At 70.0% G+C, this 20462-nt stretch carries 22 protein-coding genes, 1 tRNA gene and 2 pseudogenes; 17 read left to right on the top strand and 8 right to left on the bottom strand.

Annotated elements, in window-relative coordinates; translation table 11 throughout:
* Nucleotides 1-361 (bottom strand): annotated as a pseudogene (locus HUV01_RS02365) (lytic transglycosylase domain-containing protein); the annotation flags it as partial.
* A 97-nt stretch (nucleotides 362-458) separates the two neighbouring features.
* Between HUV01_RS02365 and dapA the strand changes: the two are divergent.
* From dapA to HUV01_RS02400, 7 genes are all read left to right on the top strand, one after another.
* Nucleotides 459-1373, top strand: coding sequence for a 4-hydroxy-tetrahydrodipicolinate synthase (gene dapA, locus HUV01_RS02370; RefSeq protein WP_174296724.1), 915 nt, complete (start codon nucleotides 459-461; stop codon nucleotides 1371-1373).
* Between the two features lie 112 nt (nucleotides 1374-1485).
* On the top strand, nucleotides 1486-1968 hold the full coding sequence (gene smpB / locus HUV01_RS02375; protein WP_174296725.1) for an SsrA-binding protein SmpB: 483 nt from the start codon (nucleotides 1486-1488) through the stop codon (nucleotides 1966-1968).
* Nucleotides 1968-2543: a DUF2062 domain-containing protein gene (locus tag HUV01_RS02380; RefSeq protein WP_174296726.1), complete on the top strand. Its 576-nt coding sequence runs from the start codon at nucleotides 1968-1970 to the stop codon at nucleotides 2541-2543. Before smpB ends, HUV01_RS02380 begins: the two co-directional genes overlap by 1 nt.
* Nucleotides 2544-2676: 133 nt before the next feature.
* The gene (locus tag HUV01_RS02385) at nucleotides 2677-4749 is read left to right on the top strand and encodes a M13 family metallopeptidase (protein WP_254606320.1); all 2073 of its coding nucleotides are present in this window, start codon (nucleotides 2677-2679) and stop codon (nucleotides 4747-4749) included.
* 61 nt (nucleotides 4750-4810) lie between these two features.
* On the top strand, nucleotides 4811-7210 hold the full coding sequence (locus HUV01_RS02390) for a response regulator (RefSeq protein ID WP_438827137.1): 2400 nt from the start codon (nucleotides 4811-4813) through the stop codon (nucleotides 7208-7210).
* A gap of 76 nt (nucleotides 7211-7286) precedes the next feature.
* Complete coding sequence (locus HUV01_RS02395) at nucleotides 7287-7640, top strand: response regulator (protein WP_174296728.1); 354 nt, start codon at nucleotides 7287-7289, stop codon at nucleotides 7638-7640.
* A 50-nt stretch (nucleotides 7641-7690) separates the two neighbouring features.
* A complete protein-coding gene (locus HUV01_RS02400) occupies nucleotides 7691-7975 on the top strand; it encodes a hypothetical protein (RefSeq protein WP_174296729.1) in 285 nt (94 codons plus the stop codon).
* A gap of 118 nt (nucleotides 7976-8093) precedes the next feature.
* On the opposite strand, the gene HUV01_RS02405 is transcribed toward HUV01_RS02400, so the two are convergent.
* The 3 genes from HUV01_RS02405 to HUV01_RS02415 form a co-directional block, all read right to left on the bottom strand.
* A tRNA-Thr gene (locus tag HUV01_RS02405) sits at nucleotides 8094-8166 on the bottom strand.
* 18 nt (nucleotides 8167-8184) lie between these two features.
* Nucleotides 8185-9048 (bottom strand): hypothetical protein, encoded by an 864-nt coding sequence (locus HUV01_RS02410; protein WP_174296730.1) that lies wholly within the window; start codon nucleotides 9046-9048, stop codon nucleotides 8185-8187.
* On the bottom strand, nucleotides 9048-10373 hold the full coding sequence (locus HUV01_RS02415) for a replication-associated recombination protein A (RefSeq protein WP_174296731.1): 1326 nt from the start codon (nucleotides 10371-10373) through the stop codon (nucleotides 9048-9050). The genes HUV01_RS02410 and HUV01_RS02415 overlap by 1 nt, the downstream gene beginning before the upstream one ends.
* Before the next feature lie 348 nt (nucleotides 10374-10721).
* Between HUV01_RS02415 and HUV01_RS02420 the strand changes: the two genes are divergently transcribed.
* On the top strand, nucleotides 10722-11177 hold the full coding sequence (locus HUV01_RS02420) for a PadR family transcriptional regulator (RefSeq protein WP_438827138.1): 456 nt from the start codon (nucleotides 10722-10724) through the stop codon (nucleotides 11175-11177).
* Nucleotides 11174-11503 (top strand): DUF2218 domain-containing protein, encoded by a 330-nt coding sequence (locus tag HUV01_RS02425; RefSeq protein WP_174296733.1) that lies wholly within the window; start codon nucleotides 11174-11176, stop codon nucleotides 11501-11503. Before HUV01_RS02420 ends, HUV01_RS02425 begins: the two co-directional genes overlap by 4 nt.
* On the opposite strand, the gene HUV01_RS02430 is transcribed toward HUV01_RS02425, so the two are convergent.
* Nucleotides 11469-12632: a glycosyltransferase family 4 protein gene (locus tag HUV01_RS02430; RefSeq protein WP_174296744.1), complete on the bottom strand. Its 1164-nt coding sequence runs from the start codon at nucleotides 12630-12632 to the stop codon at nucleotides 11469-11471. The genes HUV01_RS02425 and HUV01_RS02430 overlap by 35 nt on opposite strands.
* Nucleotides 12633-12787: 155 nt before the next feature.
* Here HUV01_RS02430 and radA point away from each other — a divergent pair, with 155 nt between their 5' ends.
* The 6 genes from radA to HUV01_RS02460 are packed head-to-tail and all read left to right on the top strand — an operon-like array spanning nucleotide 12788 to nucleotide 17751.
* Entirely contained in the window at nucleotides 12788-14173 is a 1386-nt protein-coding gene (radA, locus tag HUV01_RS02435) for a DNA repair protein RadA (RefSeq protein WP_174296734.1), read from the top strand.
* Between the two features lie 52 nt (nucleotides 14174-14225).
* A complete protein-coding gene (locus tag HUV01_RS02440) occupies nucleotides 14226-14786 on the top strand; it encodes a CvpA family protein (RefSeq protein ID WP_174296735.1) in 561 nt (186 codons plus the stop codon).
* Nucleotides 14783-15229 (top strand): iron-sulfur cluster assembly scaffold protein, encoded by a 447-nt coding sequence (locus HUV01_RS02445; protein ID WP_254606321.1) that lies wholly within the window; start codon nucleotides 14783-14785, stop codon nucleotides 15227-15229. The genes HUV01_RS02440 and HUV01_RS02445 overlap by 4 nt, the downstream gene beginning before the upstream one ends.
* Nucleotides 15229-16995, top strand: coding sequence for a cation:proton antiporter domain-containing protein (locus HUV01_RS02450; RefSeq protein ID WP_174296736.1), 1767 nt, complete (start codon nucleotides 15229-15231; stop codon nucleotides 16993-16995). Before HUV01_RS02445 ends, HUV01_RS02450 begins: the two co-directional genes overlap by 1 nt.
* A 43-nt stretch (nucleotides 16996-17038) precedes the next feature.
* On the top strand, nucleotides 17039-17425 hold the full coding sequence (locus HUV01_RS02455; RefSeq protein ID WP_174296737.1) for a diacylglycerol kinase: 387 nt from the start codon (nucleotides 17039-17041) through the stop codon (nucleotides 17423-17425).
* Nucleotides 17422-17751, top strand: a complete 330-nt coding sequence (locus tag HUV01_RS02460) for a DUF423 domain-containing protein (protein ID WP_174296738.1) — start codon at nucleotides 17422-17424, stop codon at nucleotides 17749-17751. The genes HUV01_RS02455 and HUV01_RS02460 overlap by 4 nt, the downstream gene beginning before the upstream one ends.
* A gap of 562 nt (nucleotides 17752-18313) precedes the next feature.
* Here the strand turns inward: HUV01_RS02460 and HUV01_RS02465 are convergent.
* From HUV01_RS02465 to HUV01_RS02475, 3 genes are read right to left on the bottom strand one after another with little or no spacing between them, the layout of a single operon-like run.
* Entirely contained in the window at nucleotides 18314-18454 is a 141-nt protein-coding gene (locus HUV01_RS02465; protein ID WP_174296739.1) for a DUF2256 domain-containing protein, read from the bottom strand.
* Complete coding sequence (gene aroB / locus HUV01_RS02470; protein ID WP_174296740.1) at nucleotides 18454-19554, bottom strand: 3-dehydroquinate synthase; 1101 nt, start codon at nucleotides 19552-19554, stop codon at nucleotides 18454-18456. The genes HUV01_RS02465 and aroB overlap by 1 nt, the downstream gene beginning before the upstream one ends.
* Complete coding sequence (locus HUV01_RS02475; protein ID WP_174296741.1) at nucleotides 19551-20090, bottom strand: shikimate kinase; 540 nt, start codon at nucleotides 20088-20090, stop codon at nucleotides 19551-19553. The genes aroB and HUV01_RS02475 overlap by 4 nt, the downstream gene beginning before the upstream one ends.
* A 71-nt stretch (nucleotides 20091-20161) precedes the next feature.
* On the opposite strand from HUV01_RS02475, the gene HUV01_RS02480 reads away from it, so the two are divergent.
* On the top strand, nucleotides 20162-20299 hold the full coding sequence (locus tag HUV01_RS02480; protein WP_174296742.1) for a hypothetical protein: 138 nt from the start codon (nucleotides 20162-20164) through the stop codon (nucleotides 20297-20299).
* A pseudogene (locus tag HUV01_RS02485) lies at nucleotides 20280-20462 on the top strand (hypothetical protein); the annotation flags it as partial. The gene HUV01_RS02480 and the pseudogene HUV01_RS02485, both read left to right, overlap by 20 nt.

Below are 20462 nucleotides of genomic sequence, written 5' to 3' on the forward strand. Positions count from 1 at the left end.
GGACGCCGCCTGCGGCGGTCTGCGGCGGGATGCGCGCGAAGAACGCGGCGACGCCGGCGGGCGAGCCGCCGTCTGCCGGGTCGGCCCGTTTCTCCGCCGCCGCGCGTACCTTCGCCTCGCCGGGCCAGCCCGGATGCGCCAGCAGGAACGAGGCGTATGCGTCGAACGGCAGCAAGTCGGTGACCTGCACCTCCTTCCACTGCGCGATCGCCGAGGCGAGCGTGGGATCGCCCATCGGCGGCGCCACCGGCTCCACGGCGACCGGAACGACCGGCTGGATGCGGTCGAACTCCACCTGCGCCGCCGTGGCGGCCACCGACGCGAGCGCGACGAGGCCAAGCACCACCCGAAGGCCCGTCACGTATCGTCCGCTCTCATGATGGACAACATAGGAGCACGGCCCCTATCTGTCGCGCCTCAATCGGTACCGCGGACACCCGCGACAGGAGCGGATCGTCATGTTCTCGGGTTCGATACCGGCGCTCGTCACCCCGTTCGGCGACGACGGGGCGTTCGACGAGGCGGCGTTCCGCGCGCTGGTCGACTGGCAAATCGAGGAGGGGTCGTCGGCACTGGTCGTGTGCGGCACGACCGGCGAAGCGGCGACGCTCGACAAGGACGAGCATTTCCGTGTCGTCCAGGTATGCGTCGACCAGGCGGCCGGGCGGGTCCCGGTGATCGCGGGTACCGGCAGCAACGACACGCGCGTGGCCGGCGCCAATCTGGCGGCTGCCAGGAAGGCGGGCGCCGACGCCGCGCTGATGGTGCCGCCCTATTACAACCGCCCTTCGCAGGACGGCATCGTCCGCCATTTCGAGGCACTGCTGCTCGATGCGGCGTTGCCGATCATCCTCTACAACGTCCCCTCGCGTACCGTGACCGACATCCTTCCCGAGACGCTGGCGCGGATCGTCGCGGTCGCGCCCGATCTCTTCGTGGGCGTCAAGGACGCGTCGGGCGTGCTGCAACGCGTGTCGCAGCATCGGGCGTCCTGCGGCGAGCGGTTCTGCCAACTGTCGGGCAACGACGATCTCGCGCTCGCCTTCAACGTCATGGGCGGGCAGGGGTGCATCTCGGTGACGGCCAACGTGGCGCCCCGGCTGTGCGCCGACTTCCAGGCCGCGTGCGCGGCCCGGGAGTACGCCCGCGCGCTGGACCTGCACGACCGGCTTTTCGCCCTCCACGTCGCGCTGTTCACCGACGCGTCGCCGGGGCCGGTGAAGTACGCGATGACGCGGGTCCGGCCGGGTTTTCCGGAAAGCCTGCGGTTGCCGATGACGTGGCCGGGCGCGGCTGCCCGCGCGGCGGTGGACGCGGGACTGGCTAAAGCAGGGCTGGCGAAAGCGGGACTGGCGAAAGCGGGGCTGGCCTAGCGCCCGATGAGCCCCGGTCCCGGTTCGGCAGTGCTGCCGGCCCGATCGATCCGGGTGCCCGATCCTTCCAGACCCGTGGCGTCCGGGCGCGGAACAGCCTACGGCCTCCTGCATGTCCCGCCCGAAACCCGCCCAGTTCGACAAGAAGAAGGTCGTCGCCGAGAACCGCCGCGCGCGCTTCGAATACAGCATCGAGCAGGTGTTCGAGGCCGGCATCGCGCTCACCGGCACCGAGGTCAAATCGCTGCGCTTCGGCGAGGGATCGATCGCGGAGAGCTATGCCGAGGTCAAGGGCCAGCAGGTGTGGCTGGTCAACTCCAACGTACCCGAGTTCAGCCACGGCAACCGCCACAACCACGAGCCCAAACGCCCCCGCAAGCTCCTGCTGCACGAGCGCGAGATCAACAAGCTGCATGGAGCTGTTGCCCGTGAGGGGATGACACTTGTTCCCCTGTCGGTCTATTTCAACGGTCAGGGTCGGGCGAAGGTGGAGCTGGCATTGGCGAAGGGCCGCAACAACCACGACAAGCGCGAGGCGATCAAGGAGCGTGAGTGGAAGCGCGAGGCCGGTCGCCTGATGCGCGACCGGGGCTGATGGCCGGCGTGGCGCGTGGCGGGGACGCCCGCAAGGGCGGACGCGTCGCCGGCTGGGCGCGCCATCACATCCCGACGCGCGAGGGGATCGAGCGCAACCGCTGGCTGAAGCCGGTATCGCACCGCATCCTGGTGCCCTCGCTGTGGCGGTTCAACCGGCGATCGGTTCCAAGGGGCGTGACGCTGGGCCTGTTCTGCGGGGTGATCTTCCCGTTCGCGCATATGCCGAGCGCGGCGATCCTGGCCGTTCCCGCGCGCGCCAACATTCCCATAGCCGTCGGCATAACGATCCCCAGCACGTTCCTGATACCGGGATACTGGTGGGCCGCCCACAGGATCGGCCGATGGATCCTGCGACTGGATCGCGTCGTGCCCGGCCAGCCGATCGCGACCAATGTCGACCAGCACGCCGGCTGGCTGCACTGGCTGGTGTCGCAGGAGGGGCCGTCAATGATCGTCGGCCTGCTGGCGCTCGCGCTGTCGCTGTCGGCGACCGGCCATGTCGTCGCGTCGTTCGGCTGGCGCTGGCGGACCGCGCGCAAGTGGCGCAATCGACACGCTTGCCGGACAAAATAGCGGTATCGATACGATCTATCGCGACGGCGCTCTGGCCAGCGGTATTACGCCATCATTGCGCCGTCCGCGCGCAAGCAACGAACACCATCCGTCGAAGGGTACCAATATGCAGGGATCGCGTTACCTCGCCTTGATGTCGACCGTGGCCATCGCCGCCGGCCTCGCGGGCACCGGGGCCGTCCTGGCTCGCGGCGGGCAGACGGCCGCCGGCCGCGCGCACACGGTGGCAAAGGCGGCGACCGGCCCCGTACAGCCGCGCGGCGAGGGCAAGCCGCAGATGGGTACGTTCGGCGTCGACCTTGCCGGCATGGACAAGTCCGTCCTGCCGGGCGACGACTTCTACGGATATGTCGACGGCACATGGGCGAGCACGACGCAGATCCCGGCCGACAAGTCGACCTATGGCGCGTTCGACGTGCTCGCGGACCTTTCCGAGACGCGGACCCATGACATACTCGAGAACCAGAAGGTCGATCCGTCGAGCAAGATCGGCATCGCCTATGCCGCCTATTCCGACGTGCCCGCGATCGAGGCGAAGGGGCTTGCGCCGATCAGGCCGTGGCTCGACCGCGTGAAGGCCGTCGCCAACAAGGGAGCCTATGCGATGATCGCCGCCGAGGCGGACCGCGACGGCGTGTCGATCCCGTTCGGCGTCGGCGTGGGTCAGGACTCCAAGGAGCCGGAGACCTATATCGTCAACATCCGGCAGTCCGGGCTCGGCATGCCCGACCGCGACTACTACCTGAAGGACGATCCCAAGCTCGCTCAGACCAGGGCGGCGTACCAGGCACATATCGCGCGGATGATGACGCTGGCAGGCGAGCCGGACGCCGACTCTCGCGCAAAGGCGATCGTCGATTTCGAGACGCGGATCGCACAGGTCAGCTGGACCCGCGTCGACAGCCGCGACGCCGACCAGACGTACAACAAGATGCCCGTCGCGCAACTGGTACAGGCCGCGCCGGGCTTCGACTTCCCGGCCTACCTGAAGGGCATCGGCACGCCCGTCGACACGGTGATCGTCGCCCAGCCCAGCGCGGTGACGGGCATCGCGAAGCTGATCGCCGACGCGCCGATCGCCGTGCTGCGCGACCAGCTGCTGCTGCGCAGCCTCGAAAGCTATGCCGACGTGCTGCCGACCGCGTTCGACAAGGAGCGGTTCGCTTTCTATGGCACCGTGCTGTCGGGCACGCCCGAGCAGGAAGTGCGCTGGAAGCGCGCGGTGCAGTTCACCAACGGTGCGCTCTCCGACGACGTCAGCAAGCTCTACGTCGCGCAGTATTTCCCGCCCGCGACCAAGGCGGCGATGGACACGCTCGTGAAAAATATCATCGCGGCGATGAACGGCCGTATCGAGCATCTGAGCTGGATGGCGCCCGAGACGAAGGTCAAGGCGCATGCCAAGCTCGCGGCGTTCACGCCCAAGATCGGCTATCCGACGCGGTGGAAGGATTATTCGGCGCTCACGATGACGCCGGGCGATGCCTATGGCAACCATCTGCGCGCCGCCCGCTGGAGCCACGAGTACAACATCGCGCACCTCGGCAAGCCGCTCCAGCGTTGGGAGTGGGGGATGACGCCGATGACGGTCAACGCCTATGCCAATTTTGGCATGGTGGAGATCGTGTTCCCGGCCGCGATCCTGCAGCCGCCGTTCTTCGATCCCAACGCCGATCCGGCGGTGAACTATGGCGGTATCGGCGCCGTCATCGGACACGAGATGAGCCATCATTTCGACGATCAGGGCGCGAAATACGACCTTCACGGCCGGCTGACCCAGTGGTGGACCGACGCCGACGTCGCCCGGTTCAAGGTGCTGGAGGCCAAGCTGGTCGCGGAGTACGACCAGTACGAGCCGGTGCCCGGCCACAAGGTGAACGGCCAGCTGACGCTGGGCGAGAACTCGGCCGATCTGGCCGGGCTCAACGCCGCCTACGACGCCTATCACCGCTCGCTCGGCGGCAAGCCCGCGCCGGTGATCGGCGGGTTGACGGGCGACCAGCGTTTCTACCTCGGCTGGGCGCAGGTGTGGCGGCGCAACTCCCGCGAGGCGTCCGAGCTCAACCGGCTGCTGACCGATCCGCACTCGCCCAATCAGTACCGCGCCGACATCGTCCGAAACATGGACCCGTGGTACGCCGCATTCAAACCGACGCCGACCAGCAAGCTGTACCTGACGCCGGACCAGCGCGTTCGCGTCTGGTAGGCGGCTTTGGGGGCTGGCCCGGCGCTTGACGTCGCCGGGACCAGCCCCGACTAGCCGTCGCGTGGCGACGTTACCTCCCTTCATCGTTCCGCGTTCGTCGGCCCGCAACGCGATGCTGATCGCGGTGGCGGCCGGCCTGATCGCGGCCGTGCTGGCGATGGCGCTCACCCGCGACATGGCGGTCGCGATCGGCTTCGTCGGTGCCGCGTTGCTGGTCGGCGGCGGCGTGATCGGCTGGCGCCTGGTAGCGCCGTCGGCGGCGCCGGCAGGCGACATGATCGTCGACTGGGATGTGGTTCGGGCGGTCTCCGGCCTTGGCGGCGGGGCCGTCGCGGTCACGGATCGCGCGGGCCGGCTGGTCTGTGCCAACGATCGGTACGGCGAGGTGTTCGACGCGCTGCCGACCCCGCCCGGCCTGCCGCTGGGCGACGGCGGGATCGCCGCGCTCGGCAAGGCGGGCCGTGCCGCGTGGCGTGACGGCCATAGCGAGGTGAGCGGCCTCTCGATCGATGGACGACCGCTCGCGGTGACGGTGTTGCGCGCGGGGGCGCAGGACGACGTGCTGGTCTGGCGCTTCGCGCTAGCGGAACGGCGCGACCTGCCGGGCGACCTGCAACGCGCGCTCGGCGGGCCGCAGGGCGAACTGCTGGGCGCGGCCGGCATTATGGCGGCGGTGACGCTGCCCGACGGGCGGCTGCTGGCCACGAACCGCGTGCTGGCGGCTCGCGCCGGGCATCGCGCATCCCCGACGGACACCAATCTCGCCGACCTGCTGCACACCGACGACCAGGGCCGGTTCCGCTTCGTCGCGGAGCGCGCCGGCAATCCGCTGCGCCTGATCCAGGTGCCGCTGGCGGGCGACGAGCCGCACGACGCCGACGCGCCGCTGCTGATCGTCCTGCTCGACGAGGAGGAGACCGCCGGCCAGCCCGCGACCGCCGCCAGCCATGTCCGCTCGCTGGTGGCGATGATGCCGGTCGGGATCGCGCTGGTCGATCGCGAGGGCCGCTTCGCGCAGATGAACGATGCCTTCGCGCGCGCCGCCGGCGTCGATCCGGCCGCGCTGCCGCTCTATCCCGGCGACCTGGTGGTGCGCGAGGACAAGGGGGCGGTGGCCGACGCGGTCCGCCGGTTCGCGGGCGGGGCGACGCACAAGACAGACATCGCGGTGCGGCTGAAGGGACGCCCCGACGAGCCGGTCGTCCTGACGATCGCCGGCGCGCGCGGGATGGGCGATGCCGCCGTGCTGCTGAGCCTCAAGGACAACAGCGAGGAGTCGCGCCTGAAGCGCCAGGCGGAGCAGGCGACCAAGATGCAGGCGGTGGGGCAGCTGGCGGGCGGCGTCGCGCACGATTTCAACAACATCCTCACCGCCATCATCGGCCATTGCGACCTGATGCTGATGCGCCATTCGCCCGGCGACAGCGACTATGACGACATCCAGCAGGTCCGGCACAATTCCAATCGCGCCGCGGGCCTTACTCGCCAGCTGCTCGCTTTCTCGCGCCAGCAGACGCTTCGCCCACAGGTGCTGCAGCTGCCCGACGTGGTGTCGGAGGTGTCGAACCTTCTGAAGCGGCTGCTGGGCGAGACGGTGACGCTCGACGTCCATCACGGCCGCGGGCTGGGCGCGGTGCGCGCCGATCCGGGACAGCTCGAACAGGTGGTGATGAACCTGGCCGTGAACGCGCGCGACGCGATGCTGGCATCGGGCGCGGGCGCCGGTGGTCGTGGCGGCGGCCGGCTGACGATCCAGACCCGCGCCGTCTCCGCGGCCGACGTGCGGGCGATGGGCAACGATATCATGCCGATCGGCGACTATACCGCGCTGGAGGTCAGCGACACCGGCGTCGGCATCCCCGCCGACGTTCTGCCCAAGATCTTCGAGCCGTTCTTCACCACCAAGGAGGTTGGCAAGGGAACTGGCCTTGGCCTCTCGACGGTGTACGGGATCGTCAAGCAGTCGGAAGGATATATCTTCGCGGACAGCCGGCCGGGGGAGGGGGCGACCTTCACCATCTATCTGCCCGTCCACGCCGCGCCGGCGCCCGTCCAGCCCGAGCCGCCGGCTCGCGGCAAGCCGCCGGCGACGTGGCGGACGGGCACGGTGCTGCTGGTAGAGGACGAGGCGATGGTCCGCGCCGTCGCCGAGCGCGCGCTCGTGCGGCAGGGCTATACGGTCCTGACGGCGGAGAACGGCGAGACGGCGCTGGAACTGCTGCGCACCGGCCCTCGCCCCGATCTGCTGGTGTCGGACGTGGTGATGCCGGTGATGGACGGCCCGACGATGGCCAGGCAGGTTCGTGACCGCTGGCCCGACATGCCGATCCTGTTCATGTCGGGCTATGCCGAGGAGCAGCTGCGGCGCTCGATCGACCTTGCCGACGTCACCTTCCTGCCCAAGCCGTTCTCCGTCCAGCAGCTGGCCGACGCGGCCCGCGAGGCGCTGGCGTCCCATTGACGGTCGCGCCGGCTGATTTCGGCCCGGCCACGAGGCGCGTCTTGCAAGCTGCCACGCTCCCCGTCAAAGGCCGGGGATGACCTCTCCCCTGCGCATCCTTCTCGTCGAGGACGAACCGCTGATCGCGATGATGCTGGAAGACTTTCTGGAGGTGCTCGATCGGCAGGTGGCGGGCAGCGCCGACAATGTGGCGAGCGCGCTCGACCTCGTGGCGGCGGGCGGGTTCGACGCGGCGATCCTCGACGTGAATCTGCGAGGCGGGGAAAAGAGCTGGCCGATCGCCGACGCGCTGGCCGCGCGCGGGATGCCGTTCCTGCTGGCCACCGGCGGCAGCGGCGACTCGGTCGCGCCCCAGCATCGCGACCGGCCCGTCCTCCAGAAGCCGTTCACGATGGACGGCGTGCAGAAGGCGCTCGATGCGCTGGGTTAACGAAACGGCATCGCCCCGCGCCATGCGGTAGGGGCGGAGCGGATGCTGCCTTGACGTCAACCGCCGCGTTGCAGCACGGCCGCTCGACCCGTTTGGATCATACAGACATGCTGAACTGGATTCTGGCAGCGATCCTCCTCGTGCTGGCGGCGCTCGTGGTCGCCCGGCGCACGCGTGCCAAGAGGCGCGTCAGCCGCCGGCACGTCCGGCGCGCCCGCAACATCGCGTACGAACGGCTGTGGAACCGGATTATGGTTCGCCCACGCACCAAGCGGTTGACCCTGCGGCCCCGCAAGGACGCCGCCGAGACAGAGCCCACGACCCGATCCAGCTGAGGCAAGTCCGATTGGGGCGATCGTTGGCGCCGCCGGCCGCCGGCCTCGCGGTTCGGCTCGCCTCGCCTTCGATCCTCGCCATGGCGTTTGCCATATCCGAGGATCGGGGGGGGGGCGGTGCCGGTTGCAGGAATCGAACCCGCGACCTTCGGTTTACAAAACCGCTGCTCTACCAGCTGAGCTAAACCGGCCCCGAACCGCGCCATGCGTCAGCGGACGCCGAACGTCCAGCCCTCCGTCGCGGCGACGGCGTCCAGCCCGTCCGGCGTCCAGAGCGCAGCGTCGTCGGCGCGGGTGCGCAGCCATGCGGCGGACAGGATCGCGTCGGTCGCGTGATCGTCGAGCGGGCCTGCCAGCCCGGACGGCTCGCTGCCGATCGCGGCGAGCGCCGCATCGAGCGTGACGGCGTCGCGCATCTTGGCGCGGCCGGCCGGGCGCCCCGCGTCCAGCGCGGCGATCGCCGTATAGATCTCGACGATCACGGGGCCGTCGCCGGGCACCGGATCGAACGGCCACGTCGGGACGCGGCCACCCAGCGCATGGAGGACGCGCATCCCGGTCAGGCTCGACTTGCCGACCTGCGCCGCGCCGACGAGGTTGAAGCAGCTCGACGGCGACAGGCCGCGGCGGAGGCGTTGCCGCTGCTCGCAGCGGCGGAGCCGGCCCCGGCCGGCGAAGGCCGCGCGGCCCCGACGGCGGAAGTGATCGCGCAGCTCCGGATGGTCGACCACGCCGCTCGCGGCGAGGTGCGGATCGTCCGCGGAGAGCCGTTCCACTTCCGCCCATAACGCTTTCGCATCCAGTGGCGATCGGTCCCAGCCCGGGAAGAAGGCACCCGCATCCTCGAACGGCAGCGACGGCGACAGGTCCAGTCCGACCAGCGTGCGGCTACCAGCGACGGCCAGCTCCATCAGCCAGTCGCATATGTCCGCTCGCGACCAGACGCCCGCCACTGGCGTCGTCAGCACCGGCGCGCTGAGGCCCGGGCGACATTCGGCGAGCGCGATCCCCCGCTGCCGCTCGCCGACCGCGCCCGACCAATCGATCGCGACGAACCGCTCGAAGGGGCGCATCAACCCGCGCGCCGCTCCGTCCGCAGCCGATCCCAATGCGCCAGCCGCTCGGCCAGCCGCGCCTCGAAACCGCGGTCGCTGGGCGCGTAGAAACGTTGCGCCGTCATCCCCGCCGGCCAATAGTCCGCGCCCGAGAAGGCATCCGGTGCATCATGGTCATAGGCATAGTCGCGGCCATGACCCAGCTCGCGCAGCAGCGTCGTCGGCGCGCTCAGTATCGCGTCGGGCGGCGGCAGCGAGCCCGTCTCGCGCGCCGACCGCCATGCCGCCTTCTGCGCCAGATAGGCTGCGTTCGATTTGGGAGCGGTGGCGAGATACAGGCAGGCCTGCGCGATCGCCAGTTCGCCCTCCGGGCTCCCCAGGAAGTCATAGGCGTCCTTCGCGGCGAGGCATTGCACCAGCGCCTGCGGATCGGCGAGGCCGACGTCCTCCGACGCGGCGCGGGTCAGGCGGCGCAGCAGGAACAGCGGCTCTTCGCCGGCGGTCAGCATGCGGGCGAGATAATAGAGCGCGGCCTGCGGATCCGATCCGCGGATCGCCTTGTGTAGCGCGCTGATGAGGTTGTGATGGCCGTCGCGGTCCTTGTCGTACACGGCGACGCGCCGTTGCAGGAAAGCCGATAGCCCGGCCGGATCGAGCGGGACGGGCAGATCGACGCCGAACAGCGTCTCGGCCTGGTTGAGCAGGAACCGCCCGTCGCCATCGGCGCTGGCGAGCAGCGCGTCGCGCGCATCCCGCGTCAGCGGCAGCGGACGCTCCATCGTCCGCTCGGCGCGATCGAGCAGCCGTTCGAGTGCCGGCCCGTCGAGCCTGTGGAGGACCAGCACCTGTGCCCGGCTGAGCAGCGCGGCGTTCAGCTCGAAGCTCGGGTTCTCGGTCGTGGCGCCGACGAGCGTGACCGTGCCGTCCTCGACGAAGGGCAGGAAGCCGTCCTGCTGAGCGCGGTTGAAGCGGTGGATCTCGTCCACGAACAGCAGGGTGCGTTTGCCGGTCCGCGCATGATCGCGCGCCTCCGCAAACACGCGCTTGAGGTCGGCGACGCCCGAGAACACCGCCGAGATCGCCGCGAACCGCAGTCCGACGGCGTCCGCAAGCAGCCGCGCGATCGTGGTCTTGCCGGTGCCGGGCGGTCCCCACAGGATGATCGACGAGAGCTTGCCGGCGGCCACCATCCGGCCGATCGTGCCATCGGGGGCGGTGAGATGATCCTGCCCGACGACCTCTCCCAGCGCGCGCGGGCGCAGCCGGTCCGCAAGCGGCGCGTCGGGCGGCGGCGCGGCGGTCGACCCAGGAGGAGGTTCGAAGGCTGCGAACAGGTCGGCCATGCAGCAGCTGTAGGGCAGGGCAGGGTCAACGTCACGGCAAGTCGTGGGATCCCGTTCCCCTCGACCACGACAAGGAAGCGGATATCTTCATGATAGTACCGAAGATATGTCTTGAAGGTTCTTGTCTTCGGGACACGAAGATGTATCTTGAGACGATCAAGACATGGAGAGGTATCGGTGTTCACGAGAAGGTCCGGTTTCGATCGCGGTCCGCGAGATGCGATGCGCGAGGCGGTATGTGGCGCGCATGCGATCCATGGCGCGCGTGCCATCCACGATGCGATGCGCGACTTGCACGCGGGGAGGCCCTATCGGAATGAGGATCGCGGTGGCGGCCGGCGAGGACGAATGTTTGACGGCAGCGAACTGCGTCTGTTGCTGTTGAAGCTGATCGCCGACGTACCGCGTCACGGTTACGATCTGATCCGCGAGATCGAGACGCTGACCGGCGGCGCCTATGCGCCCAGCCCCGGCGTGGTGTATCCGACGCTGACCCTTCTCGCCGAGATGGGGCTGGTCGAGGAAGCGAAGGCGGACGGTACGAAGAAGCGGTATGCCGCTACGGGCGAGGGTCGCGCGCTGCTGGCGGAGCAAGCGGAGGTGGTGACTGCGTTGATGGCGCGGCTGCATGCGCTGGGCGAGCAGCGGCAGCGGACCGACGGCGGATCGGTCCGACGCGCGATGGGCAATCTACGCGTCGCGATCGGCAACCGGCTTGCGACGGGCGACGTGTCGGACGATACGCTGCACGATGTGGCGGCGCTCCTCGACGAGGTCGCGCAGAAGATCGAGCGACTGCGATGACCGCCAGCGCCATCGCGCGGGTGCCGACCACCAGCGGCAGCCGCTATCTACAGCAATTGTGCAAGCACTGGTCCCATAATCTGGCGGTCGAGTTCAGCGCCGACCATGGCACCGTCGTGTTCCCACGCAATGCGCGCGGCGCCGACTGGCCGGGCGATGCCACCGTCACCTTCGACGCGGAGACCGACGCGCTGGTGGTCCGGATTGAGGCCAGCTGCGACCCGCAGCGCGACGGGCTGGAAGGCGCGGTGGCACGGCACCTCGATCGCTTCGCCTTTCGCGAAGCGCCGCTCACCTTCGACTGGCGGAAGGGCGATCCTGCATGACCGCCATATAGGCCTGTAGCACCGCCTCGTTCGCGCCGTCCCAGCTCCAGCCGGCGGCGCGGACATGACCGGCGGCGCTCATTGCGGCGCGCAGCGCCGGGTCCGCGACGATGCGCGCGATCGCGTCCGCATAGGCGGCGACGTCGCGGGGCGGCACCAGGAAGCCGGTACGTCCGTCCTCGACCAAGTCCATCGCGCCGGTCGCGCGGGCGGCGACGACGGGGACGCCCGCGGCCATGGCCTCGGATGTCACCTGGCCCCAGGTCTCGGTCAGGCTGGGATTGAACAGGACGTCCATCGACGCGACCGCGCGGCCAAGGTCGTCGCCGTGCTGGAAGCCCGCGAAGGCCGCTTCCGGAACCCGGCTCGCGAACCAGTCGCGTGCGGGGCCTTCGCCCACTACCAGAACGCGGTGCGGCACGCCGCGCGCGCGCAAGGCGGCGGCGACGTCGGCGAACACGTCCAGCCCCTTTTCCAGCACGAGCCGCCCAAGAAAGCCGATTGCCAGTTCGTCGTCGCCGATGCCCAGGGACCGGCGCCACTCCGGGCTGCGCGCCGCGGGGGAGAACCGCCGGTGATCCACGCCGCGGCCCCAGTCGGAGACAGGCGTGGTGACGCCCCAGTCACGGATCAGTGCGGCGACCGACGGCGTCGGGACGAGGACCAGATCGGCGCGTTGGTAGAACCGTTTCAATATGGCTCTCACCAGCGGCTCCAGGAAGCCGATGCCGTAATAGCGGAAGTAGGTCTCGAACCGGGTGTGGAGCGAGGCGACGACCGGGATGTTCTGTGCCCGCGCCCAGGTGATTGCACGGTGGCCCAGGAACTCGGGCGCCGACACATGGACGAGGTTGGGCCGGTACGCCCTCAGCGCGGCCCGCGTCGTAAGCGGCAACCCCCGGCCGAGCTTGTACTCCTCCCGCCCGCCGGGAAAGGCGAAGGCAGGCACCTTCACGAGGTCGCCGGTCGGCGGAAAGGCCGGCGTGTCGGTGGTCGGCGAGAAGACCTTCACCGTCACCCCGCGCGCCATCAGATGACCCACGAGCAGGTTCAACGCCTGGTTCGCACCGTCGCGAATGTAGTTGTAGTTGCCGCTGAAGAGGGCAACGCGAATGTCGGACGGCTGCATGTCGGCGGGGCGATAGCCGGCCGGCGCGGCGAGCGCCACCGCCGCGATAGGCAAGCTGGTCGTATCTCCCGCCGAGGTGTTTGCGTGAGCCTCGATGGGTCTCGCCCGCCGCGCACGGATTGTCGTTCCTGTCATGTTCTGCTAGTAGCGCCGTCATGGCAAAGTCTCAGAAACGCTATGTTTGCCAGTCGTGCGGGTCGGTCAGTTCGCGCTGGGCGGGCCAGTGTGGCGACTGTTCCGAGTGGAACACGATGGTCGAGGAAGCGGCCGCGACCGTCACGCCGTTTCGCGCCAGGCACGACCTGCAGGGCGGCGGCCGAGCGGTGACGATGGTGCCGCTGGATGCGGAGGTGGCGCTGCCGCCCCGCATGGCGACCGGCATCGCCGAACTCGACCGCGCGCTGGGCGGCGGCTTCGTCGAGGCGTCGGCGACGCTGATCGGCGGCGATCCGGGCATCGGCAAGTCGACGCTGTTGCTACAGGCGGCGGCGCGGATGGCCGGTGCCGGGCTGTCGGTCGCCTATGTCTCGGGCGAGGAGGCGGCGGACCAGGTGCGGCTTCGCGCGCGTCGGCTCGGCCTGGGGCAGGCGCCGGTGAAGCTCGCCGCCGCGACGTCGGTGCGCGACATCCTGACCACGCTTTCGTCGGGCGCTCCGCCTTCGCTGCTGGTGATCGACTCGATCCAGACGATGCACTCCGACCTGATCGAGGGCGCGCCGGGGACCGTGAGCCAGGTCCGCGCCTCGTCGCAGGAGCTGATCCGCTTCGCCAAGGAACGCGGCACGGCGCTGGTGCTGGTCGGGCACGTGACCAAGGACGGCAGCATCGCGGGACCGCGCGTGCTGGAGCATATGGTCGACACGGTCCTGTCGTTCGAGGGCGAGCGCAGTCACCAGTATCGCATCCTGCGCGCGATCAAGAACCGCTTCGGCGGCACCGACGAGATCGGCGTGTTCGCGATGGCGGACGAGGGACTGGCGGAGGTCGCCAACCCGTCCGCGCTGTTCCTCACCCATCGCACCGAGGGTGTGACCGGGACGACCGTGTTCCCCGCGCTGGAGGGCACGCGGCCGGTGCTGGTGGAGGTGCAGGCGCTGACCGTCCGCCTTGCTTCGGGCGCTACGCCCAGGCGGGCGGTGGTGGGCTGGGACGCCGGACGGCTGGCGATGATCCTGGCTGTGCTGGAAGCGCGCTGCGGCCTCTCCTTCTCGTCGGCGGAGGTGTATCTCAACATCGCCGGTGGCTATCGCGTGCAGGATCCGGCCGCGGACATGGCGGTCGCGACCGCGCTGGTCTCGGCGATGAGCGAGCGGCCGGTGCCCGCCGACTCGGTCGCGTTCGGCGAGATCGCGCTGTCGGGCGAGGTGCGCCCGGTCGCGCACGGCGCGCTGCGGCTGAAGGAGGCGGGGAAGCTGGGCTTCGAGCGCGCTCTGGTGCCGGCGTCGATGGTGTCGGGATCGACGAGCGCCGACCGTGCCGGGCTGGCGCTCAACGGCTTTGCGACGTTGCAGCGGCTGGTCGACCACCTGCTGGGCCGGTGAACGGGCGAGCTCCGGCTCGACAGGGCGGGCGGGTCCGGCCTAAGCGGGCGCCATGGGTCTGACCGCTCTCGACATGCTGGTGCTGGTCGGCGTCGCCGGATCGGCGATGCTGGGCCTGACGCGCGGCTTCGTGACGGAGGTGTTGTCGCTGTTCGCCTGGGTGGCGGTGGTGTTCGCGATGACGTTCTTCCACGCGGGGCTGGCGGCGATACTCGTGCGGTTGGTGGGCACCGTGTCGGGCGCGGCGGTACTGGCGTTCGCACTTATCGCGGGCATCACTTATTTTGGTGGCCGGATGGTGGCCAACGCCCTGGGGCGGCGTACGCGCAATTCGGTGCTGGGTCCCGTGGACCGCGCGCTGGGCTTCGGTTTCGGTGCGCTGAAGGGCCTGATCCTCGCCAGCCTCGCTTTCCTGCCGATGCTGATGCTGGTCGACATCCGCGACGGCGGACCGTCCGGGCGCCCCGACTGGATGGTCCGGTCGCGCTCCTATCCGCTGCTCAGCGCGACGAGCGCCAGCATGGCCGACATGATCGACCGCCGCCGTCACGGCCGGCCGGTGTTTGGCACCGGCGACAACGCGCTCGCCGTGCGCCCGGAGCATCGGCGGTGACGACCGCGACCCTGTACAATACCGAGATCCTGCGCCTCGCCGCGTCGATCCCGCATCACGGGCGGCTGGCCGATCCGATGGGCACCGCCGAGCGCCGCTCGCCGATTTGCGGCAGCCGGGTCACGGTGGACGTGAACCTTGCCCCCGACGGCCGAGTGGACGCGGTCGGCCTGCTGGTTCGCGCCTGCGCGCTGGGCCAGGCGGCGGCGGCTTTGCTCGGGGCTGAGGTGATCGGGCGCACGCCGGCCGAACTCGCCGCCGCGCGCGACGCAATGACGGACTGGCTGGCGGCGGGTGAGGGCGCGGCTCCTCCCGCATGGCCCGGCCTGGCGGTCCTGTCACCCGCCCTGGGCTACACCGCGCGTCACCCCTCGATCCGCCTCGCGTTCGAAGCGGCGGCGGAGGCGGCGCAGAACGCCGGTCGCTCGGCAGACGCAGCCTGATGGGGAGTGCCGGCGCCGGGCCGATGCTGCGCGATGGCGTCGTTCTGCTTGGCTTTGCCCTCGTCTTCGTGCTGCTGTTCCGGCGGCTGGGGCTCGGCGCCACGCTTGGCTATCTCGTCGCAGGCGCGATCGTCGGCCCGCACGTACTGCATCTCGTTGGCGACGCCGAGGCGAAGATGGGGATCGCGGAGCTCGGCATTACGCTGCTGCTGTTCCTCGTCGGGCTGGAGCTCAACCCCGCCAGGCTCTGGCAGCTGAAGGCGGACATCCTCGGCTTCGGGCTGGCGCAGGTCATCGCCTGCGGGATCGCGGTCGCGGGCGTCGTCTGGCTGGTCGCGGGCTTCTCGCCCTCCGCCGCGGTCGCGCTCGGCCTGCCGCTGGCGCTGTCCTCGACCGCGCAGGTGCTGCCGATGCTCCAGTCCGCCGGCCGGCTGCGCACCCCGTTCGGCGAGCGCGCGTTCTCGATCCTGCTGTTGCAGGACCTGTCGATCGTGCCGCTCATCACGATCGTCGCCGCGCTCAGCCGGGCGCCCTCGGATCCAAGCGCGCCGCCCGGCTGGCTGCTGGCGCTCTACACGGTCGGCGCCGTCGCCGGACTGGTGATCGCGGGCCGGTTCGGGCTCCGGCCGCTGTTCCGGCTGATCGGTGGGCTGGGCGAGCGCGAGATGTTCGTCTTCGCGGGCCTGTTCACCGTCATCGCCAGCGCGGCGATCATGGGCGCGCTGGGGCTGTCGCCCGCGCTCGGCGCGTTCGTCGCCGGCGTCATGCTCGCCGACTCGCCCTATCGCCACGAGCTCGAGGCGGACGTGGAGCCGTTCCGCTCGATCCTGCTGGGCCTGTTCTTCCTCGCGGTCGGCATGATGCTGGACCTGCACGCCATCGCAGAGCGGCCGCTCTTCGTCGTCGGCATGGCGCTTGCGCTGATCGCGACCAAGGCGGCCATCGTCTTCCTGCTAGGCCGCGCGTTCGGGATGAACTGGCGCGGCGCGCTCGCGCTCGGCCTGTTGCTGAGCCAGGGCGGCGAGTTCGGCTTCGTCCTGTTCGCACAGGCGCAGAACGCGCTGCTGATCGCGCCCGAGGCGGCGAGCCTCTTCGGCGCGGTCGTCACGCTGTCGATGGCGACGACACCGTTCCTGATGACCGTCACCCGCCGCTTCCGCGCGGAGGCGAAGGGCAAGGTCGAGCGCGAGGCGCCGGGTGGCGATGCCGCCAGCGCGCTGGTGATCGGCTATGGCCGCTTCGGGCAGACGGTGGCGCAGATGCTGATCGGTCAGGGCCTGACCGTCACGCTGGTCGACCGGGACACGGAGATGATCGACGTCGCCGGCAGCTTCGGCGCAAAGGTCTATTACGGAGACGGCACCCGGCTCGACCTGCTGCGCCAGGCGGGCGGCGTGGAGGCGCAGCTGATCCTGTTCTGCATCGACGGCGACGCGATCGACTCGGACGTCCTCCGTGGCGTCAACGCCGCTTTCCCGCGGGCGAGCGTCTTCGTGCGCGCCTATGACCGACGCAGCATCATCAAGATGGACGGCGCGCGGATCGCGGGCACGATGCGCGAGGTGTTCGAGTCGGCGGTCTGCATGGCCCGGCTCGCGATGGTCGACATCGGTGTCGACGGCGCGGAGATCGACCGGACGGAGGACGAGTACCGACGCCGCGATGCCGAACGCCTGCGCGAGCAGACACGGAGCGGAGACCTGCGCGCGGGCGGCGCCCCGCTGATCGTCGCGCCGTTCGAGACCGTCGGCGAGGCGCAGGCGTGAGAGGAGCCGGCGTGTGGGGGCAAGGCGTGCGAAGGGCAGCGGCGTGAAGGGGCGTCCGTTGCGTGAACGGCTGGGCTTCGCCGCCGCCGGCATCGCCGAGGGCTGGCGGCGCGAACAGAGCTTCCGCGTCCATGTCGGCATCGCGGCGACGGCGCTGGTCGTGCTGCTGGCGACGCGGCCCTCACCTGTCTGGTGGGCGATGTTCGGGATCGTCGCGGCGCTCGTGACGGCGTTCGAACTGGTCAATTCGGCGCTGGAGGCGCTGGTCGACCTGCTTCACCCGGGGCTCCATCCAGAGGTGAAGGCGATCAAGGACATGCTCTCGGGCGCGGTGATGCTCGCCGGCGTCGCGGCGCTGCTGGTGGCGGCCGCGTTCGTCGCGGCGCATGCGCAGGGCTGGTTGGCGTGGTGGCAGGGGAGCGGGCGATGAACTGGCTGGCGATACTCGCGGCGTTGTCGGGTGCCCTGGCGGTGGGGGCGGGGGCGTTCGGGGCGCATGGCGCGAGCGGCGAGGCGGCCGAGTGGCTGAAGACCGGGGGCCATTACCAGCTGATCCACGCGGTCGCCGCGCTGGTGGCGATGCGGATGGGCGTACGCGGGCCGGGGTGGCTGTTCATCGCGGGCGGCGCGCTGTTCGCCGGCACCCTGTACCTGATGGCGCTTGGCGCGCCGCGCTGGTTCGGCGCGATCACGCCGATCGGCGGCGCGCTGCTGATCGCGGGCTGGCTGTGGCTCGCATGGAACGCGCGGGGATGAGGGGGACACTCGCCCTGTCCGTGATCGGGCTGACGCTTGCCGGGCCGGCGCAAGGGCTTTGTTACTATGGTGGTGTCTACAATGCCCGCACTACAATCATGCAGGAGTTTCACGACTCGAGGTACGTTGCGTTGGTGCGGGTTGTCTCAGGAACCTCCGCATGGGCCGATGATCCCACGTCTGCCTTCAAGAAACGCTGGGGTGATGATGGCGCCGTCTCCCTTTACCATCTCCGCGTTATGCGTGTGTGGAAAGGCAGGCCACCGGCAACACTTCGCTTTCGGACGGGCCGGAACAGCGGCGGCTTCTATTTCGACCGCCCGTGGGCATGGTATAGTCGCGCAGAGCGTAACGCGACGGGTTACGTCGGACCTTGGTCGGGCACCGATGTTGGTAGCCGGTATCTTGTTTTTCTAAATCCGATCCCACCTCGCTCAGGTCAAAGTAGTTCCGAGCGTGGTGCATTCTTCGTGAATTACAATTGCGGCCAGTCTAAGGTTTGGCGTGAGGTATTAAATCACGACCGGCTGGTACTCGATCGCCTTGCCGCCAACTCGCCACCTCACCGCTTCTTGCGGCAAGCGTCCGAGCAGTAGATCACCCGTTCCCAGTCGCGCGCCCATTTCTTGCGCCAGGCGAACGGGCGTCCGCAGGCGGGGCATATCTTGGTCGGCAGGTTCGCCTTGTCGACGCCGTTGGGCATCAGCGCGGCTGACGGTCAAGGAAGGCCGAAACGTCCGCGAGGTCGACGTCGGTATCGAGATACGCATCGCCGATTCCGCGCGCGAGCAGGAACGGGATGCGGCCGCCGCTGCCCTTCTTGTCGTGGCGCATGTGCTCGACGAGGTCCCGCGCCGACGCGGTGACGCCGGCCGCCGCCAGCCCGTCGGGCAGGCCGCTTGCCCGCCAGTGCGCCTTCAGCCGCTCGGCATCTTCCCCCGGGCACAGGCCCCGGTCGACCGAATAGTCGAACGCCAGCGCGCAGCCCGCCGCGACCGCCTCGCCGTGCAGCAGGCTGCCGTCGAACCCCGCCGCCGCCTCCAGCGCGTGGCCGAAGGTGTGGCCGAGGTTCAGCAGCGCGCGCCGGCCCGTCGTCTCGTGCTCGTCCTCCGCGACGATCCGCGCCTTGGCTTCGACGGAGCGGGCGATCGCATGCTCGCGCAGGGCCGCGTCGCCCGCCAGCAACGCGGGGCCATGCGCCTCGCACCATTCGAAGAAGGCGAAATCGTCGATCAGGCCGTATTTCACCACCTCGGCATAGCCCGCGCGCAGTTCGTGCGGGGGCAGGGTCGCCAGCACGTCGGGGTCGATCAGCACGAGCACGGGCTGGTGGAACGCCCCGATCAGGTTCTTGCCGAACGCGGTGTTGATCGCGGTCTTGCCGCCCACCGAGCTGTCGACCTGAGCCAGCAGCGTGGTGGGAAGCTGTACCAGCCGGCAGCCGCGTTTCAGGATCGCGGTCGCGAAGCCTGCGAGGTCGCCGACCACGCCCCCGCCCAGCGCGACGACCGGATCGTTGCGCTCGACGCCGAACGCCAGCAGCCGGTCGCAGACGTGTTCGAGCTGCGACCAGCTCTTGGCGGCTTCGCCGGCCGGGATCGCGACCGACCGCCAGCTGATGCCGGCGGCGTCGAGCGCGGCGGTCAGCGTGGCGAGATGCGGCCCGACGTTCTCGTCGGCGACGATCGCCACCGTCCGGCGGGGAGCGAACGGCGCGAGGTGCGCGGCGGCGTCCGCCAGCAGCCCGGCCTCGATCCGCACGTCGTAGCTGCGCTCGCCCAGCATCACCGGAACCGCTCTCATCGTCCTATCGCCTTCAGGATCGCGCCTACGGTCGCCTCGTGCGGCGCGCGCTGGCTGGCGATGTGGATCGGAGCCTGCGCATAGATGGGGTCGCGCACCCGTGCGAGGTCGCCCAGCACCTCCAGGGCGTTGCGCCCGTGGAGCAGCGGGCGGGTGTCGCGCCGGCGCACCCGGTCGGCGAGCACCGCGGGATCGGCGCGCAACCATATCGTCACCGCCTGCGCGAGGATGAGCGCGCGCGTGTCGCCGTTCAGGAATGCGCCGCCGCCCGTCGCGATCACCTTGGGTCGCCCGTCGATCAGCCGCCGGATCACGCGGCGCTCGCCATCGCGGAAATATGCCTCGCCGAACCGGGCGAAGATGTCGGCCACGCTCATGCCGGCGGCGACCTCGATCTCCTCGTCGGCGTCGGCGAACGGCAGGCCCAGGCGACCGGCGAGGCGGCGGCCGACGGTGGACTTGCCGACGCCCATCAGGCCGATCAGCACGATCGGCTTTCCTTCCCAGGAGGGTGCGGGCGAGCGGCTTGGCAACATGGCCCGCCGGGCTATACAGCGCACAGGGGCAAGGGCAAAAGGCCGCGCTCGCCCGTCGCCCGAGGTTTCGCATGTCCCGTCCGCTCATCGTGCTGATCGTTATGCTGGCCGTCATCATAGGCGGCCTGTCCCTCCTCGCCGGCCGCGCCCGCGAAAAGCCCGTGGAACACGTCGAGAAGGCCGTCAGCCTTGCCAATCTCGCGGGCTAGGCTGGCGACCGGCCTGGCGCTTGCGGCGATCGCGGCGGCGGCGCTGGCGCAGCAGCGGCCGGAGTCGATCCTGCCGCCCGGCTTCGGAGAGCCCGCGCAGCCTGTTCCCGCGCCCACCTTGGCCGGTCCCCGGCCCGTGTCGACCGCCAGCCCGGGCGAGCCG

The organism is Sphingomonas bacterium (genome assembly GCF_903643035.1).
Classification (GTDB): domain Bacteria; phylum Pseudomonadota; class Alphaproteobacteria; order Sphingomonadales; family Sphingomonadaceae; genus Sphingomonas.

Bases quoted from the DNA above. Each gene is read 5' to 3' on its own strand.
- dapA (WP_174296724.1), top strand. From the start codon at position 459: ATGTTCTCGGGTTCGATACCGGCGCTCGTCACCCCGTTCGGCGACGAC.
- smpB (WP_174296725.1), top strand. From the start codon at position 1,486: ATGTCCCGCCCGAAACCCGCCCAGTTCGACAAGAAGAAGGTCGTCGCC.
- HUV01_RS02380 (WP_174296726.1), top strand. From the start codon at position 1,968: ATGGCCGGCGTGGCGCGTGGCGGGGACGCCCGCAAGGGCGGACGCGTC.
- HUV01_RS02385 (WP_254606320.1), top strand. From the start codon at position 2,677: ATGTCGACCGTGGCCATCGCCGCCGGCCTCGCGGGCACCGGGGCCGTC.
- HUV01_RS02395 (WP_174296728.1), top strand. From the start codon at position 7,287: ATGACCTCTCCCCTGCGCATCCTTCTCGTCGAGGACGAACCGCTGATC.
- HUV01_RS02410 (WP_174296730.1), bottom strand. From the start codon at position 9,048: ATGCGCCCCTTCGAGCGGTTCGTCGCGATCGATTGGTCGGGCGCGGTC.
- HUV01_RS02415 (WP_174296731.1), bottom strand. From the start codon at position 10,373: ATGGCCGACCTGTTCGCAGCCTTCGAACCTCCTCCTGGGTCGACCGCC.
- HUV01_RS02420 (WP_438827138.1), top strand. From the start codon at position 10,722: ATGTTTGACGGCAGCGAACTGCGTCTGTTGCTGTTGAAGCTGATCGCC.
- HUV01_RS02425 (WP_174296733.1), top strand. From the start codon at position 11,174: ATGACCGCCAGCGCCATCGCGCGGGTGCCGACCACCAGCGGCAGCCGC.
- HUV01_RS02430 (WP_174296744.1), bottom strand. From the start codon at position 12,632: ATGCAGCCGTCCGACATTCGCGTTGCCCTCTTCAGCGGCAACTACAAC.
- radA (WP_174296734.1), top strand. From the start codon at position 12,788: ATGGCAAAGTCTCAGAAACGCTATGTTTGCCAGTCGTGCGGGTCGGTC.
- HUV01_RS02440 (WP_174296735.1), top strand. From the start codon at position 14,226: ATGGGTCTGACCGCTCTCGACATGCTGGTGCTGGTCGGCGTCGCCGGA.
- HUV01_RS02450 (WP_174296736.1), top strand. From the start codon at position 15,229: ATGGGGAGTGCCGGCGCCGGGCCGATGCTGCGCGATGGCGTCGTTCTG.
- HUV01_RS02460 (WP_174296738.1), top strand. From the start codon at position 17,422: ATGAACTGGCTGGCGATACTCGCGGCGTTGTCGGGTGCCCTGGCGGTG.
- HUV01_RS02465 (WP_174296739.1), bottom strand. From the start codon at position 18,454: ATGCCCAACGGCGTCGACAAGGCGAACCTGCCGACCAAGATATGCCCC.
- aroB (WP_174296740.1), bottom strand. From the start codon at position 19,554: ATGAGAGCGGTTCCGGTGATGCTGGGCGAGCGCAGCTACGACGTGCGG.
- HUV01_RS02475 (WP_174296741.1), bottom strand. From the start codon at position 20,090: ATGTTGCCAAGCCGCTCGCCCGCACCCTCCTGGGAAGGAAAGCCGATC.
- HUV01_RS02480 (WP_174296742.1), top strand. From the start codon at position 20,162: ATGTCCCGTCCGCTCATCGTGCTGATCGTTATGCTGGCCGTCATCATA.